General features: G+C 34.1%; 12 protein-coding genes. 10 read left to right on the forward strand and 2 right to left on the reverse strand.

Going from position 1 to position 18,753, the window contains the following annotated elements:
- Positions 1-23: 23 nt before the first annotated feature.
- Both Q0951_RS11075 and Q0951_RS11080 read left to right on the forward strand, forming a co-directional pair.
- Positions 24-3,005, forward strand: coding sequence for an amidohydrolase family protein (locus Q0951_RS11075; protein WP_299336838.1), 2,982 nt, complete (start codon positions 24-26; stop codon positions 3,003-3,005).
- 10 nt (positions 3,006-3,015) lie between these two features.
- Positions 3,016-4,323, forward strand: a complete 1,308-nt coding sequence (locus Q0951_RS11080; protein ID WP_299336839.1) for an amidohydrolase family protein — start codon at positions 3,016-3,018, stop codon at positions 4,321-4,323.
- A 75-nt stretch (positions 4,324-4,398) separates the two neighbouring features.
- Here the strand turns inward: Q0951_RS11080 and Q0951_RS11085 are convergent, their stop codons facing one another.
- Positions 4,399-5,202: a DUF6503 family protein gene (locus Q0951_RS11085; protein ID WP_299336840.1), complete on the reverse strand. Its 804-nt coding sequence runs from the start codon at positions 5,200-5,202 to the stop codon at positions 4,399-4,401.
- Positions 5,203-5,313: 111 nt separating this feature from the next.
- The gene (locus Q0951_RS11090; RefSeq protein ID WP_299336841.1) at positions 5,314-9,432 is read right to left on the reverse strand and encodes a T9SS type A sorting domain-containing protein; all 4,119 of its coding nucleotides are present in this window, start codon (positions 9,430-9,432) and stop codon (positions 5,314-5,316) included.
- A gap of 195 nt (positions 9,433-9,627) precedes the next feature.
- Here Q0951_RS11090 and Q0951_RS11095 point away from each other — a divergent pair, with 195 nt between their 5' ends.
- From Q0951_RS11095 to Q0951_RS11130, 8 genes are all read left to right on the forward strand, one after another.
- Complete coding sequence (locus Q0951_RS11095) at positions 9,628-10,428, forward strand: RNA methyltransferase (protein WP_299336842.1); 801 nt, start codon at positions 9,628-9,630, stop codon at positions 10,426-10,428.
- 3 nt (positions 10,429-10,431) lie between these two features.
- On the forward strand, positions 10,432-11,664 hold the full coding sequence (locus Q0951_RS11100) for a M48 family metallopeptidase (RefSeq protein ID WP_299336843.1): 1,233 nt from the start codon (positions 10,432-10,434) through the stop codon (positions 11,662-11,664).
- A gap of 123 nt (positions 11,665-11,787) precedes the next feature.
- Positions 11,788-12,075 carry a hypothetical protein gene (locus Q0951_RS11105; RefSeq protein ID WP_299336844.1) on the forward strand — a complete coding sequence of 96 codons (288 nt, stop codon included), beginning with the start codon at positions 11,788-11,790 and terminating at the stop codon, positions 12,073-12,075.
- The gene (locus Q0951_RS11110; RefSeq protein WP_299336845.1) at positions 12,068-12,904 is read left to right on the forward strand and encodes a hypothetical protein; all 837 of its coding nucleotides are present in this window, start codon (positions 12,068-12,070) and stop codon (positions 12,902-12,904) included. The genes Q0951_RS11105 and Q0951_RS11110 overlap by 8 nt, the downstream gene beginning before the upstream one ends.
- Positions 12,905-13,086: 182 nt before the next feature.
- Complete coding sequence (locus Q0951_RS11115; protein WP_299336846.1) at positions 13,087-14,121, forward strand: hypothetical protein; 1,035 nt, start codon at positions 13,087-13,089, stop codon at positions 14,119-14,121.
- A gap of 171 nt (positions 14,122-14,292) precedes the next feature.
- Positions 14,293-15,900, forward strand: a complete 1,608-nt coding sequence (locus tag Q0951_RS11120) for an aryl-sulfate sulfotransferase (protein WP_299336847.1) — start codon at positions 14,293-14,295, stop codon at positions 15,898-15,900.
- Positions 15,901-16,061: 161 nt separating this feature from the next.
- On the forward strand, positions 16,062-18,266 hold the full coding sequence (locus tag Q0951_RS11125) for a RelA/SpoT family protein (protein WP_299336848.1): 2,205 nt from the start codon (positions 16,062-16,064) through the stop codon (positions 18,264-18,266).
- Positions 18,267-18,292: 26 nt separating this feature from the next.
- The gene (locus tag Q0951_RS11130) at positions 18,293-18,748 is read left to right on the forward strand and encodes a Fur family transcriptional regulator (protein ID WP_299336849.1); all 456 of its coding nucleotides are present in this window, start codon (positions 18,293-18,295) and stop codon (positions 18,746-18,748) included.
- The last annotated feature ends 5 nt before the right edge of the window (positions 18,749-18,753 follow it).

The raw sequence follows: 18,753 nt of genomic DNA on the forward strand, positions 1-18,753 counted from the left end.
GAATTAACAATCAACCTTTTTATATGAATAGAATAAAGTTTGCAATAGCGCTTTGCTTTTGCAGTTTTGCATTATTTGCACAAGACTATTTCCCCAAGAACGATGGTGTAAAAACCTCCAACACCAATTACCACGCTTTTACGAATGCTAAAATTTACGTCACACCGACTCAAGTCATTGAGAATGGTACTTTATTGATTAAAGATGGCAAAATTATAGCTTCAGGAAAAACGGTAAGTATTCCTAAAAACTCAACTGTAGTTGACCTAGATGGTAAGAGTATTTATCCTTCATTTATTGATGCGTACTCTACCTTTGGCGTAAAGAAACCTGAACGCGTCAGAGGAGGTAACGGTCCGCAATATGGACCAAGCCGAACTGGTTACTACTGGAATGACCATGTAATGCCAGAAAACAAGGCCATCGAAAAATTCAACTTTGATTCAAAATCGGCTAAAGATTTGATAAAAGCTGGATTTGGTGTTGTGAACACACATATTGAAAATGGTATCATTAGAGGAACCGGAACTTTAGTTGCACTAAATTCTGAAGCTGATAATTCGATGCGTATCCTTAATCCTAATTCTGGTCAATACTTTTCCTTTAGTAAAAGTGTGACCTCGAGACAATCGTATCCTGGTTCAATTATGGGTAGTATTGCTTTATTAAAACAAATGCATTATGATGCAGACTGGTATGCCAAAGGCAATAGTAAAACCAGAGACCTGTCATTGGAAGCTTTGAATGCTAATAAAAATCTGGTTCAGATCTTTGGAGCTGGTAGTAGAGCCAATGCGCTTCGTGCTGATAAAATTGGAGATCTATTCGGAATCCAATTTGTCATTCTTGGTGGTGGCGATGAGTATGAACGCATCAAGGATGTTAAAGCCACTAATGCAACTTATCTAATTCCTGTAAACTTTCAGAATGCCTATGATGTAGAAAATGCATATTTAAGCCGATCTCTCGCGCTGAGTGATATGAGAGCATGGAATCAAGAGCCTTCTAACCCAAAAGTACTCGCTGAAAATGGTGTGAGATTTGCTTTTACAACACACGATCTTAAATCGCCTAAGATGTTTATGTCTAATGTGATGAAAGCTATAGAATACGGACTTTCAAAAGAGAAAGCTTTAGAAGCGTTGACAACAATTCCAGCTGAAGTTCTTGGAAAATCTTCGGAAATTGGCTCACTTCAAAAAGGTGCTTATGCTAATTTTCTGATTACTTCAGGAGACATATTTGACAAAAAAACGACGCTTTATGAAAACTGGGTTCAGGGACAAAAGACTGTTCTTGAAGACATGAATATTACTGATATACGAGGTGATTACGAATTTACACTTGCTGGTGAAGCCTATAAGATGACCTTAAAAGGATCATTGAGTAAACTGAAATCTGAAATTACAAGTGATAACAAAACTCGTGGATCGAAAGTGGCTTATGCTGATGATTGGGTACATATTTCTATGACGACAAAAGATTCGACAGAGCAGAAATTTATCAGATTGGTAGCCAATGTTACCAATCCGAATGCTTTAAATGGTAAAGCTGTATTTCCAGATGGCAATGAAATGACCTTCTATGCTTCAAAAACAGTTAAAAAAGATGATAAAACATCAGCTGATGATAAAAAAGAAGCGACTCAGAAATCTGCTAAAGAAACAGTTCCTATTACCTATCCAAATATGGCTTATGGTTTTGATAAACTTCCGCAAGCAGAAACTTTACTCTTTAAAAATGCTACAGTTTGGACCAATGAGGATGACGGCATCATGGAAAATACTGACGTCCTGATCAAGAACGGAAAGATTGCTAAAATAGGTTCAAATCTATCCGATGGCAGTGCTACAGTTATTGATGCTACAGGTAAGCATTTAACTGCTGGTGTTATTGATGAGCATTCACATATTGCTGCTGCTTCCATTAATGAAGGAGGACATAACTCTTCTGCTGAAGTGAGTATAGAAGATGTGATTGACGAAGAAGATATAGGGATTTACAGAAATCTTGCAGGAGGTGTTACCTCTATTCAAATACTACACGGTTCGGCAAATCCAATTGGCGGACGTTCAGCAATTATCAAATTAAAATGGGGAGAATCTGCAGATAATCTCATTTATAATGATAGTCCGAAATTTATAAAATTCGCTCTCGGAGAAAATGTAAAACAATCCAACTGGTCAAGTTTTGCTAGGTTTCCACAATCCCGAATGGGTGTTGAGCAATTGTATATGGATTATTTCAATCGCGCCAAAGCGTATGACGAAGCTAAGAAAAGCGGAAAACCTTACAGAAAAGATATTGAAATGGAAGTATTAGCTGAAATTCTCAATAAAGAACGTTTTATCTCTTGTCACTCCTATGTACAAAGTGAGATCAATATGTTGATGAAAGTTGCTGAAAAATTTGATTTCAGAGTGAACACATTCACACATATTTTAGAAGGTTATAAAGTTGCAGATAAGATGGCTGAACATGGTGTGGGCGGATCAACCTTTAGTGATTGGTGGGCTTACAAATACGAGGTTAATGATGCTATTCCGTATAATGCAGCAATCATGCACAATGCTGGTGTTACTGTAGCTATTAATAGTGATGACAGCGAAATGTCAAGACGTTTAAATCAGGAAGCTGCTAAATCGGTTAAATATGGTGGTGTCAGTGAAGAAGAGGCCTGGAAATTTGTAACACTAAATCCTGCCAAGTTATTACATATTGATGATCGCGTTGGAAGTATAAAAGTTGGAAAAGATGCCGATGTCGTGCTATGGTCTGACCATCCAATGTCAATCTATGCCAAAGCAGAAAAAACAATTATTGAAGGTGTGACCTATTTTGATATCAAACGAGATGAAATGCTACGTGCTCAGATCAAAAAGGAGAAAAGTGAATTGATCAACCAGATGATGAAAGCCAAGAATAAAGGCTTGAAAACACAGCCAATCAAGAAGAAAGAAAAAGAACAAATGCATTGTGACTACTTAGATCACCAACAACATTAAAACTATGACAATGAAACATATACACATAACATTAATTGTTGCGCTTCTAAGTTTGTATTTAGGATTTGCACAACAAACACCTGCTCCAAAGCAAAGCAAAGCTATTGCCATTACAGGAGCGACTGCACACATTGGTGATGGTACTGTTATTACTAACAGTTTGATCATTTTTGAAGACGGAAAACTCACTCAGGTATTAGATGGGACTACAGTAAAAGTTGATGGTTCTAAAATGGATGTAATTGACGCTCGTGGAAAACATGTTTATCCAGGGTTTATTGTACCAAACTCTACATTAGGTCTTGTTGAAATTGGTGCTGTAAGAGCTACTAATGACGATAGAGAATTAGGATCATGGTTGCCTCACGTACGAAGTTTAATTGCTTATAATGCTGAGTCAAAGATTGTAGAATCTATGCGTCCAAATGGTGTGCTGATAGGACAGATCACACCAAGAGGCGGACGGATAGCAGGAACCTCATCTGTTGTACAGTTTGATGCCTGGAACTGGGAAGATGCAGTCATTAAAGAAGACGACGGCATCCATATGAGTTGGCCAAGTCCATTTGTAAGAGGACGATGGTGGCTAGGAGAAGATCCTGCATCAAAACCCAATAAAAACTATGATGCTCAAGTGAATGAGATTAGTGATTGTTTTAATGCAACAAAGGCCTATATGCAAGGTGACAGATCAACTGTAAATTTGCCATATGAAGCGACAAACGGATTATTTGATGGTAGTAAAACTTTATACATCAATGTAGGTAATGAAAAAGGAATTATTGATGCGGTAAATTTTGCCAAATCGCATAATGTAAAATCAATGGTTATTGTTGGTGGTTATGAAGCATATAAAGTTGCCGATATGCTTAATAAAAATGATATCCCAGTATTACTACAACGTGTACATTCACGTCCAGGTCGAACCGATGATGATTACGATATGCCGTTTAAATTAGCTAAGCTACTTCACAATAGTGGTGTTACTGTAGCTCTGGAAACCAGCGGACAAATGGAACGTATGAATTCCCGTAACCTTCCATTCTATGCAGGAACAACTGTGGCTTATGGTTTAACTAAAGAACAGGCGCTACAATTAATTACTTTGAATCCTGCTAAGATTTTAGGTATTGATGATGCTTATGGATCACTGGAAGTTGGTAAAAGCGCCACTCTCTTTATTAGTGAAGGCGATGCATTAGACATGAGAACGAATATCATCACGCATGCTTTTATTGATGGTAGACTCATAAGTTTGGAAACCCATCAAACTAAACTGTGGAAACGCTACTCTGAAAAGTATGAGAATCAGGATTAATTTTTGATATATGAATATCAAAAGACCTGTTGTACAATGTATAACAGGTCTTTTTTATTTTTATTCTCTTCTACACTACTCTACAATGATAGCTTCATCTGGTGTATCAAAAAGTCTTGCTTTTGTTTTTTCCTTAGAAAGCACAATATCTGCAAATTCAAGATCGTTTCGTTTCGTGGTTGGCATATTATTTTCATAATTATACCAAGTTAAGGTTTTAGGCAATTTAAGTCCGTTTACCGTTTGCCAATCGCTATATTTTATAAAGTGAAATTCTTTACTCTTCTCTTTTGAAAAATAAGTCACAGTATAGCCTAACCATGCCATTTCATTAGTTTCAGAATCGTAATATAAAATATATTCATCTTCAGGAGATTCTCCTACGCCACTTTCATATGAAATTTTGATTCCAGGATAAGAGTTGCCTTCAAAAACTAATGGCTCTACATCTTCGTAAATGATACCGTCATCAGCTAAAATAAACGGCATAGCATAGAAATAAAACATGAGATTATAATAAAATCTAGGGTTGTTCTTGTATTCTGCTTCGCCCTTATTAAACAACCAAACTTTATCACCATTATAGCCAATGATATGATTAGGCATATCAATGTGTGAGCTTCGGTTGTAAAGATCAGTAGTTGTTACCTCATCACCAGATTCTTTTTTAATAGTAAACTTTAAAGTTTGCATTTTTTTCCAAGTATCAATTCCTCCATGGGCATCAAAAACCTTGGTAATTGTTTCAGGGTATACACTAGTAGTGACATCTAGTTCTTCTTTGGAGTAATCAACAGATTCAACAGTTGTTGTTGATTTATCCTCTTTGCAAGACGAAAAAACAACGAGTAAACATACGAGTGCAGTTTTGAGTTTCATTAGTTATAAGTTTTGATTTTATGCTTAGACGAAGGTAATGCCAATAGTTTACAAAAAAAAGCCTCAGAATAAATCTGAGGCTTCATATGCAACTACATTTAAAAATTTGGACTATTCGATAATAAGTTTTTTCACTAAGGTCTTATTGTTTGTATTCAGCTTCACGAAATACATACCATTATGTAAATCTGAAACATCCATAATCATCGTGTTATCTTCTGAAATTAGATTATCAATAATCAATTTACCTTGTAGGTCGTAAACATGAACTGTTACATTTCCGAAGGTATTAGTATTTAGCTCAATAGTCACTTGATCTTTAGCTGGATTAGGATACATATTGAATGATGTTAGATCCACCTCTGAAACCGATAAGCTTTCTTCTACAAATTCGCTATCAAATCTGTTTGTAATTACTGGTGCATTAAAATCGAAATAAATCGATGCTGTATTTGGAATAATATCTCCTATAGCATAACCAGCTTTAGGTTGTATTCTGAAATACACAAAACCTTGACTTCCATCTGCATCATCCTGTTCTGCTGGCAAATTAATATTATCAAAGAACCACTCCAGATCATTATCAGTTCTTGTCACCACATAGTCATGACTTGAGCGTAACATTTGGAATGTTGTTTCATCTAACTGATCATCTAAAGCATCTTCTATTCGTACAAAGGTTGCTGGAAAAGTTCCCAGGTTTTGAAAACGGATCGTGTAGTATAACCATTCATCAGATGCTGCAAAATCATCAAATACGATTCTTGGTCCGTGAGCTTCCATCTTATCATTCGGATCCCATGACCCAACAACGATTTCTGACAGTGTTGAATAATTATTACTAGCAACAAGATCATTACTATCTGTTATATATGCTGCTGTATTGGTAACAATCTCCCCTAGATCTACTGACGCTGGACAAAAAATAGAAATACCAATGCTCTCCTGATCTCCAGGTTGGAGGTTTACAAAATCGACTGTAAATCCTGTTGGTGTATTGGTAATGGTGTATGCAGGATTAACACTAAATGTATTATTAAGTACTAAAAGCGGATCAATTGTAAACTCTACTGTACCAGAGGCAATGGTTGTAAACCCAAGATTCTCCAAATACAGGTAGTTATTATGTGTAAAACCAGGTCTTGGTGGTGTCCAATTATTGATAAGATATACAGCAAGGTCTTCACAACTTTGTTCTTCAACAACTGGAAAATCAAGAGTTACCGTTTCACCTGTTAAAACACTAACATCATCAAAACTTAGTGTAGTGATATCATAACACGCTTCAGACTCATCATATAAATTGAATGTGATATCATAAGAATCAGTTTCATTAGTACTAATGATCTGAAAACTACCCGTTGAAGAGTTTACAGTATTTATCATTCCATCGTTATTAACTTCATAGGTAAAATATCCGTTATAGAAATTAGGCTCGTTGGTATCAAATACAGAATTCGTATTAAAATCAACAAAAGCATTCACCTGAATAAATCCAACAGTTGAGGCACAGAATACATCAAAGTCAAATTGTTCGGTACAACAACTACTACCTGACTGACAGCTTATTGAACCATCTGTATCAAAAGCCACAGTTAAAGTGCTTCCTGAAGATGTGTAGGTCAATCCAGTAAAACTTCCTGAATTACCATAAGGTAAGTTAGGATTCAATAATGATCCGTCAGAATCAATAATAGATATTTCATCAAAATTAACTTCTGTAGCTCCAGCGTTAAAAATTATGGTTAATGGTTGTCCGTCACTACTTTGAAAACTAAACTCGGTGTCATCATTATTTCCGTAGCAGTACGTTGTATTGAGAACACCATCCTCACAATTTACTGTTTGATTTGGATTGACTCTAGTTGTAAAACTTTCTTCGTTACATTCTATTGCATCTCCATTAGAATTATAAGGAACGATAGTGACATAGTAAGTAACTTCAAAATCAAGTGTTCCAAGATCATACGTTAGCACATCACCAACATCTACAGCATCGAGAAGTTCTGTTCCTCCAGGTGTGATTCCAACGGATAGTTTATAACCGTCTACCACTCCTGATGAAGGTGTCCAGGTAAGGTCAGTATTTTCGTTGACATTGTCTTCCCCATTTTCAGGAGATGTTAAAACCGATGTGCAATTTGGTAAAGCATTTGGATCTACACAGCTCACATCATAGTCAATAGGTATGTAATTTTGATTAGCGCACGCAAACACCTCATCAGAGTCTACATATATGGTTAGAGTATCTCCAGATGAAGTGAATGTCAATCCAGTGAGATCTCCATCATTTCCATAAGTGGTAGCCTCAGGATTTAAGTTAGTGGTTCCATCTGAATCTATCACATACAATTCATCCCAATTATTTTCAACTTGCCCTGCATTAAATACTACTTGCAGTTGCGATCCATCAGAACTTGTAAAGGTATATTGCGTTGCATCATTGAGTTCATAACAATAGGTATTATTAACAGGTTCCTGGCCACAAACCACATCAATTGGACAATTTTCGCTTATCAAATTAAAATCAACCATTGAAAAACAGAAACTATCAAGGCTTCCTATTCTCACGTATATAGTTTCTGGTGAACTATTTGGTGTATATGAACTTGCATTTGTAATTGGATTAACACCATTAAAGGCTTGATTAAAATCTGTATGAAAGGAAACCTCAAAGTTGAGCGGATCATTTCCTAATAGAATCCCATCAATAGTAGATGTAAGATCAAAGGTTGGATTTGAATCACAGCTTGTAAGATCTGCCGGTGATTCTACTAATGGTGAATCACTTTCGATAACATCAACAGATATTGTAGTTGAACAACCTGTATTTGGATCCATAACTGTGACTGTATATGTTCCACCAGTAAAGACTACTATTTCTGGGAATGTATCTCCTGTACTCCACAGATACGTATATTGACCACTAGCATCATTAACAAAAGGTGTTAACACAATCTCTTGTCCGCCACATATCGTATAAGGACCATTGAAAGCGATGATTGGATTTAAACCTCCAGCAATTTCCAAAGTGGTTACAACACTATTAGTAGTGCCAATTTCTTCAACTAAAACGTAAATCGTTTGCAGGTCAATACCTGTTTGAAAAGCTGTTGGGTTAGTAATCGGATTACTTTGATTTTCAGCATCACTTTGTGTAAAATAATAACTAAAATTAAATCCTGATACATCCTGACCATTCACAATCTCTTCGTTTTGAGACGTTAAGTCAACATCGCCAACAAAATTTGGATCATCTGTACAAAACGTGATTTCAGAAGGAGATACCGAAAGACAATTTGGATCAACTACTAAGTCTAAAGTTGTTGTTTGATAACAATCTTCAAATACTGAAGCTACTCGTACAAAAAGTGTTTGATTAAAGGCTGTAGTATTAGTGTAAATTGGATCTAAAATATTAGATCCTAGATCTGCATCTGTCTGAGTTTCATGATAAGTTACAAGAATTGAAGGGTTTTGATTTCCTCCTAATATTTCGGATGTTTTAGTACTCAAATCGAAAAAACCAAAACCATCATCATTATCATCACAAACAACATAAGTTGAAGGTGTAGTAATGTCTATTTGTTCAACAACATTAAGATACAAAACAGTATTAAATCCTGCTGTAAAGCAATCTGTTGCCACATTATAAATTCTTACATAGATCTCTTGAAAGTATGGAATTGTGTTGGTAAACGATTCTGGATTAGCTATTGGGTTTGTGTTATTTTCAGCATCTGCCAATGTCAAATGGTATTGAACCGTTAAATCAGCCTCTGCCATAATGAATTGTAAATCAAACTGTGTTAAATCAAAGGTAGTCATACCATCATTAACTTCGTCATCACAAACTATAGCCTCATTTGAAACTGCAACTGGAGTTGGATTTAAAACAAGATCAAAGTTTGTGATTTCCAAATTACCTGTTGAATTTTCAAACACTCTTACATAGATTGTTTGAGGATTTGAAACATTATTAAAAGGACTTGGCAACTGACTCATATTATTATTTGCATCTTGTAATGTAAGATGATAGGTGATTTCATAGTCATTCGGACTTAGACCATTTAATATCTCGGCATCTTTAAGCTCTAGATCAAATGGTTCTGTGCCATCATTGTTAAAATCACAAGCCTCAAAAGGAGTTATTTGTGTATTGATGGTTTGAGCAAATGTGGTTAATGAAAAGAGAAGGGCAAATAGCGGAAATAGTAATTTTACTTTCATAAAAAAATAGTTTGATTAGTAGCGTTATTGACGACCACCTTAAAAGTTAATTGTCAATAGGTTGATATCAATAGTATAACAAGTCAATTTAGAATTTTCCTACCTCAAGAGAGAATTCATTCTGATTTAACACATTGCAATTGAGCTATAAAAGCTTAAATTTGTAATCATTCAAATATACCGAATATCTAGTTAATGCATCATAAAGAAATTACGAGTACACAAAACCCATTGGTAAAGCAAATTATTGTTTTAAAGGAAAAATCTCGTGAGCGAAAAAAATCAGGTCTGTTTATTATTGAAGGTCAGCGCGAACTGTCTTTAGCTATTAAGGCAAACTATGAGATTAAAACCATTTTGTATTATTCGGAATTAATTTCTGAAGATCAACTTCAACATTTATTAACGTCAGGTGCAGAACCTATTGAGATCTCAAAAGAAGTATTTCAAAAATTAGCCTATCGTGATACTACTGAAGGTGTTATTGCCATTGTAAAAAGCAAAACGCATAACATTGAAGATTTAAAATTTCCGAAAGGAAATCCGCTTATCCTTGTAGCTGAAGCTCCTGAAAAACCAGGTAATATTGGTGCCATTCTTAGAACCGCTGATGCTGCAAATGTGGATGCTGTAATCATTGCTAACCCGAAAGGTGATCTTTATAATTCAAATATTATCAGATCTAGTGTAGGTTGTGTATTTACCAACCAAATTGCCATGGGATCTACAAGTGATATTATTCAATTTTTAAATCAACAAGGTGTATCGATGTATTGTGCTGCATTACAAGCTTCTGTAGCATATCACACTCAAGATTTTACCAGAGCTTCCGCTATAATTGTTGGTACCGAAGCTACTGGATTAAGTCATGAATGGTTAGAGAATTCGACCCAAAACATTGTCATTCCAATGCAAGGTGACATTGATAGCATGAATGTTTCTGTAGCTGCTGGAATACTTGTGTTTGAGGCAAAACGTCAGCGTAATTTCAAATAATATATGTCAGCAACAACCCTATTCTACATCATTGTATCTATTATTGTTTTAAACTTTATCATAGACAAAATATTAGACGCTCTAAATGCTAAACATTATGATGATCCTATTCCAATTGAACTTGATGATGTTTATGATAAAGAAGACTATATCAAATCTCAAGCGTATAAAAAAACTAATTATAGTTTTGGAATTTTAAGTTCATTATTTTCCATCTTGTTGACTTTAGGTTTTCTATTTCTGGATGGATTTGAATATTTCGATAACATTGCCAGAAGTTACAGTGAGCAACCCATTATAATTGCTTTGATCTTCTTCGGAATCATTATGCTGGGAAGTGATATCGTATCCACTCCTTTTAGCTATTACAAGACATTTGTGATTGAGGACAGATTTGGCTTCAATAAAACCACTAAAAGAACATTCATACTTGATAAGATCAAGGGACTACTTATGATGGCTATTATTGGTGGCGGATTACTTACAATTATCATCTGGATTTATGAGCAAACCCAAGAACAATTTTGGCTCTATGCTTGGGGAGTTATCGCACTCTTCACCATAATTGTAAACATGTTTTATGCTAAACTAATTGTACCACTATTTAATAAACAAACACCATTGGAAGATGGAAGTTTACGTGATAAGATTTCAGAGTATGCTAAGTCTGTAGGTTTCAATTTGAACAAAATTTTTGTCATCGATGGTTCAAAACGAAGCACTAAAGCAAATGCCTATTTTTCTGGTTTTGGCAGTGAAAAACGTGTCACACTTTTTGATACTTTAATACAAGATCTTGATGAAGAAGAAATTGTTGCTGTTTTGGCACATGAAGTTGGTCATTACAAAAAGAATCATATCATCTTCAACCTTATAACCTCAATAGCACTCACAGGACTCACTTTATATATTCTTTCCATCTTTATAAGCAACCCTTTACTCTCCAATGCTCTTGGTGTGGATATTCCTAGTTTTCATGTTGGACTGATAGCCTTTGGTTTGCTCTACTCTCCTATTTCAGAAATTACTGGATTGGTAATGAATTATGTTTCACGAGCCTTTGAATATCAAGCCGATAATTATGCAAAGCAAACGTATAAAGCTGAACCTATGATATCCTCATTAAAGAAGCTGTCAAAAAATAGTCTGAGTAATTTGACACCACATCCTGCTTATGTGTTTGCACATTACTCGCATCCTACACTCAAACAGAGGGTTGAGAATCTGAAAAAATAATTTTAATGAATCAGAGAACTTTAATGTAAGTTATCTAATAATTAAGTAGTTATATCGATAAAAACTAATTTCAATGATATAATTATTATATTTATTCAAGCTTGGTAAACTAAAGACAAAAAAATGGGTAAAAAAAATAAGCCACTAGATATTGAAAACCTTCGTATTACTTCAAAACCACAATTTTTAATCAGCTTGATTACTATTGTTTCAATTGTCACTGTACACTTTGTTACTTTCCTTAATATGAAAGAACAAATTTCAGAAAATACTAACATTACCAAGGAAATTAGTAAAGATTTAGCAGATCACAGGACAGAATTCTATAAGGAATTCAGTGAGATTAAAGTTGTAACTTCCAATATACAAGGTAGGCTTACAGGAATGTTGAATAGTGATAAAGATGAATAAAAGAACATTGTGGTACGTTGCCTTATTGCTTTACTTAATTGGCCTTACCTTCAACTATTTTTATGTTTCCAACCAAATCGCCAAGCAAGAGCGTTTCATTATCAGTCTTGAAGATGACTTTAACTCTAATGAAAAAAAGCTAGATAGCCTTAAAAGGCTAAAACAAGACTTCAAAAGAATAGATTCTTTGCTTAATTTATTCGAGAAAAATGACACAAAGACATCTGAAATAATTAAACTAAAACTTGAGTTTGATTCCATTAACAAGAAAAAAGAAGGTTTAAACATCATAAATCGTAAAAATGATCTTGTCAAAACTAAAGATTCGTTGCTATTAAAAAAACAAGAAATTCAATTTGATTCTACAAAGGTTGAAAAAACTAAACCAACTGTAGCAACTCAAAACATTGACTCCTCTATACGTAATGCTCCAAAAACTAATATTAAAAAAGAGACTGTTGTTACTAAAGAAACTGTCAATAAAAATCCTGCAAAGGAGTATCTATTTACAAAAATAGTCGGTGTATACTCAAGCTTGAAAAGGTCCAAGCCTATTAGAACCAATGATAAGTATTTATGGATCGTATTAGAATCAACAAATGCGAATTACACGAATGCTCTTAGAAGTATGTTGAAGGGCATTACAATTAATGGAACTTATGTCCATATTGCTGATATTGATGAGGCGGTTGTAGGCAGAAAGAATAATACTTACATAATAAACTATTATATAAAAGTTAAACTACCAAAAGTAAAGATCCTTCATTCTAGAAACCAATTAGTAATAAACGCTGATAGAGCATATTATGAATTATTCAGTGCTAGATAATTGAAAATTTTTTGAACTAGTTAATTATTGAATATAGAATGAATAAAAAACTCTCAAAGCAAAAGAAATAGTAATTAATTCCATTTTACTAATTCAAACCATAGGTTCACTCATTATAGATTTCATTTAGATTTCATTGGATGTATTTTAGGTCAATTATTAGACGTATTAAATGCTAACCAATGAGACCACTACTCTACCTATTCACCATCTTTCTAGTCTTAAATTCGAATGCGCAAGAGCAATTTACAGCAGGTGGCAACTGGGATTATACAATGTTAAAAACATATCATATCAATACTATTGAAACTTATGAGTATGAATTCAAAAAAAATGGCAGGATAAAAAAAGACAGCACATTGAGGAGTCGTATGGATGTTGATCATAACAACAGAATAGTTTCTGGCTTCGAATCGCACGAAGTGATCATGTCTCACAATCCTTCATATTTATATTATTCGGCTGTTAGCTATCAACTTGACGAGTATGACCAATTAATATACGAGCTTAATGCCTGTGATACCAAAAGAAATAATAAAAGAGGTAACTGTGAATTAATTGATAAAGATTCTATCTTTTATTCATATGAAAACGGTAAGATAACTAGTAAAAAGTATTATAAGAAGAGTACAACTGGTACTATTAGTTTGAATTTTATCGAAACTTATGAATATGATTCATCAGGCAATCTTTTAAAACAGTATATCTCTTCAGAGGACAAAAAATACCTTAAAACCATTTATGAATACAATGAAAAACAGCAATTGATTAAAACTACATCATTAGATAATAATGAGAAACAACAACGTGTAACATACTATTGGTATACCAAAGAAGGACGCATAAGGAAAGAGGCAGACTCCATTGGTTTCCATAAGCGCTATAAAAAGCCTTACCTCAGTGTGGCTATTTATCACCAATATTATGGTGAGGATATTTCAGATCAAATCGAAAAAGCTAAAGGCTATACCATTCATAACATCTATTACAAAAATGGAAAATTGGCTAAGCGTTACAGGTATAGTGATTTGGAAGTCATCTCTGAAACATTTCAATATAGAAATGGTAAAACGATATCAACAACCTATGCGCGCAATAATATTCCTACGGTTATTATGAGATCAAGCTATTATAATAATGGACTTATAAAGGCAAAGATTCGAATCGATCCAAAAACGAATAAACCTTATTGGATGTACAAGTATTTCTATAATTAATACAGCCGAAATTCAAATTTATTAGCTTTTATGCATTTAAATCCCTATGAATCAATCATCATAATTTGGGCTCATTAATCGACATATAAGGATATCAAAATTTCACAAAAGCTTACCTCCAGTTTTTTGTTGTCTATGTATTGGTTTGTATATTGTATCAAACTTCATTGAATGAAACATCTACTATTCATCTTGATCCTATTATACTCGATATGTGCGTCCTCACAAGTACCTAGTATTGGGCTTAAGTTTTATGATGACACAGCCTATGATGGCTATACCCTCTTTTCACCTGAAAAAAATAATAGCGTATACTTAATTGACAATTGCGGACAAACAATTAATCAGTGGGATTTTAACGAAACACCTGGTCTTACCTGTTACCTTCTTGAAAATGGAAATCTTTTAAGAGCTGGAGTTGATAATATCGAAATTCGGGATTGGAACAATACTATTATATGGACTTTCAATTTAGAATCCAACGGTATTAGTAATCAGCATCATGATATAGAACCTTTGCCAAATGGTAATGTTTTATGTATAGTTTCCGACAACTATACTGAAGCGGAAATGATCTCCTTAGGTAAAGTACCTTCAAGTAATGGTGCAATTTTTAGATTAGATAAGGTTATTGAACTCGAACCTTCAGGATTCGATAGTGCAAATATTGTTTGGGAATGGAAATTCATAGACCATCTCATACAAGACTATGATAATACAAAACCCAATTATGGCATCGTGAATGAACATCCAGAATTAATCGATTTAAATTACATACATAATACCACTCAAAATAACGATTACACTCATATAAATAGTATTGATTACAATGCTTCTTTAGATCAAATTCTTTTGTCGTCAAGGAGTTTAAATGAAATTTACATTATAGATCACAGTACAACAACCTCTGAAGCTTCTGGTCATAATGGAGGTAACTCTAATCTTGGAGGAGATATTTTATGGCGATGGGGAAACCCAAGAGTTTATAAGCGAGGGACTGCGGCAGATCAAAAACTATTTGCTCAACATGATGCAAAATGGGTTGACTCAGGATATCTAGATCAAGGAAAGATTTCTGTATTTAATAATGGAGGAGATGGTTCCTTGGGATCTAGTTCTATTAATTTGTTGGTACCCGAAATTAATAACGGAAGTTACACCCTTTCAAATACGGTTTTTAATCCGCAAGATTTTGATTGGTCTTGGTCTGGGTCAATTTTGGGAGAAACGTTTTATCAATTTAAAAAAAGTGGCGTACAAAGCTTACCAAATGGCAATCTACTTATAAGTCAAACCTCAAAAGGCCAATTTGCAGAAATCACTAAAACTGGTCAGTTGTCATGGGTCTATAAAAATCCAACAGGAAACGGCACTTCTATCTTTAACCAGTTTGATCAAATATCCAATAGTGAAAATTCGGTGTTTAGAGCAGAAAAATATCCTGCTGATTATTCTGGATTTATTGGACAAGACTTGACGCCTCAGACTATCATTGAAAACAATAATACTATGTCAGAAAACTGCATAGCCTCGCTATCAACTAATATCCTGAATCTAAATACCCTAAAATTAATTAACCCTGTAGTAAATAATGTAATTCGTTTTAATTCTTATGTCTACTTTGATAAAGTTTCAATCGTTGACATTCAAGGTCGAAGTATCAAAACTATCCGTAATTTTAATGGTAGCACATTAGCAATCAATTTAAGTCCTGCTATTTATTTTATTACACTAGAAAACGAAACTATGAGGTTGATAAAAAAAATTATAGTCCAATAATCGGTTTGCAATAACACTATCAAGTTCTACCTCATTAAAAATTAGCATTCAACCACAAAGGAAATGACCAAATAGAGCATTACTGTTTCTAAGCAAAAAAACTATTTAATTTTTAAAATAAACCCGTTGCACATTAAATTTCTTATTCATACTTTAGTTCTATGACTGAAGTAGAGATTGAAAAAGAAAATGCAGAGATTGCCAAAGCCTACAAAGAGCTTTTAAAAGTAAGTTATCAAACGCTTACAAAAGAAGACAAAAAACTCATTCGCCAAGCGTTTGAAGTTGCTGTAGATGCACATAACGGTCAACGCAGAAAATCTGGAGAAGCTTACATCTTCCATCCTATTGCTGTAGCTAAAATTGTAGCTAGCGAAATTGGATTGGATGCCACATGTATAGCTGCTGCACTACTTCATGATGTTGTTGAAGATAATCCCGATTACACCAAAGATGATATTGAACGTTTATTTGGTGAAACTGTGGCGCGTATAGTTGACGGATTGACAAAAATTTCCTCACTTAGTAAAGATGCAGATGTATCGACACAAGCAGAGAATTTCAGAAAAATGTTATTGACGCTTAATGATGATGTACGTGTAATCATTATCAAAATTGCCGATCGTCTTCACAATATGCAAACCATGGATTCCATGCGTCGTGATAAGCAAGAGAAAATTGCTTCGGAAACCTTATACATTTATGCACCTCTGGCACATCGAATAGGCTTGTATAATATCAAAACCGAATTAGAGGATCTCGGATTAAAATATACCGAACCTGAAGTTTACAATGATCTTGCTGAAAAAATGCAGGAAAGTAAAGAAGAACAGGACCAGTACATCAAAACATTTTCTAAAGCAGTCAAAGAATCTTTAGACAAAGAAGGGCTCAATTATGAGATTAAAGGACGTCCAAAATCAATTTACTCCATACGAAAGAAGATTCTAAAACAAGGGGTTGATTTTGAAGAGATCTACGATAAGTTTGCTGTTCGGATTATCTATAAATCAGATTTCAAAAATGAAAAGTTTATTGCCTGGAAAATTTATTCCATTGTAACTGATAATTTTATTCCTAATCCTACCCGATTGAGAGATTGGATATCATCTCCTAAATCTACTGGCTATGAAGCACTTCATATTACAGTTATGGGACCTAAGAATCGATGGGTCGAAGTTCAGATTCGAAGTGAACGTATGAATGAAATTGCAGAAAAAGGTTATGCAGCACACTATAAATATAAACAAGGAAATGCTGAAGATGCTCTAGACACATGGATTGATAAACTTCAGGAAGCTCTGGAAAGTAATGAGACCAATGCTGTAGATTTCGTTGAACAATTTAAACTCAACCTCTATTCAAAAGAAATATTCGTATTCTCACCTAAAGGAGATCTTAAATCATTACCTAAAGGTGCCACACCATTAGATTTTGCATTTAGTGTACATACCGAAGTTGGAATGAAAACCAGAGGCGCCAAAGTCAATGGTAAGCTTGTGCCACTGAGTCATGAATTGCAAAGTGGCGACCAAGTTGAAATTCTAACGTCAGATAACGTAAAACCAAATCGAAACTGGTTAGATTATGCTACAACAGCTCGAGCGAGAAGCAAAATAAAATCGTCGCTTAAAGCAGAGAAAAAAGAAGTTGCCGAAGATGGAAAAGAAATTCTAAGACGTAAGCTAAAACAGCTTAAAATTACACTGGATGAAAAAACAGTAAATGAAATGGTCAATCATTTCAAACTAAAAACCAGTTTGGATCTTTTTTATCGTATTGGAATTGGTACTATAGACAACAAAATGCTCAAAGAATATGCATCTTCTCGAAGCAACATGTTTATGAGTTATATTAAGAATAAGATTCGTAAACCGTCGGTTGCTCCAGATATCAATAAGGATGAGATTACTTCCAAATATGATCAGCTTGTTTTTGGTAAAGAAGAGCAGAAATTAGACTATAAATTATCTGAATGCTGCAATCCTATTCCAGGAGATCCTGTATTTGGTTTTCTAACTATTAATGATGGCATCAAAGTTCATAAAAAGAATTGCCCAAATGCTCTAAGCTTACAGTCTAACTATGCCTACCGAATCATGCTGGCAAAATGGATTGACTCAACACAACAAGAATTTGCAACACAGATCAAGCTTTCAGGTATAGATAATTTAGGGTTGGTCAATAATATTACAGAAGTGATTTCATCAAACATGCATGTGAATATGAAAAGTATTAGTTTTGAGTCTGATGATGGTGTATTTACGGGTAAAATCAATGTAGTCGTAACTAATAATAACATGCTGAAAAAACTTATTGATAATCTTAAAAAAATTAATGGTATCGATAAGGTAACCAGAGTGTAAAAATTGTGTAAATTTGTGGCGGAATTATGAATAAAGAAATTGAACAGAGTCATCAGGAAATTGTAAAAAATGTATTTACACAGTTTCTGGAAGAAAAAGGGCACAGAAAAACACCTGAGCGCTATGCTATTCTTCAAGAAATCTATGATAGTGAAGAACACTTTGATATAGAATCTCTCTATATTAAAATGAAAAATAAAAACTATCGTGTAAGTCGTGCTACACTTTATAATACGATTGAAATCTTAATGGAATGTGCATTGGTAAGAAAACATCAATTTGGTCAAAACCAGGCACATTATGAAAAATCATACTTCGATAAACAACATGATCATGTTATCTTAACAGATACAGGTGAAGTCATCGAATTTTGTGATCCTCGAATCCAATCGATCAAAAAAACTATTGAAGAAGTCTTTGATATTTCTATTTCTAATCACTCACTCTACTTTTACGGAACTAAGAACAAACCAACTAACTAATTTTA

The organism is uncultured Psychroserpens sp. (genome assembly GCF_947501425.1).
Classification (GTDB): domain Bacteria; phylum Bacteroidota; class Bacteroidia; order Flavobacteriales; family Flavobacteriaceae; genus Psychroserpens.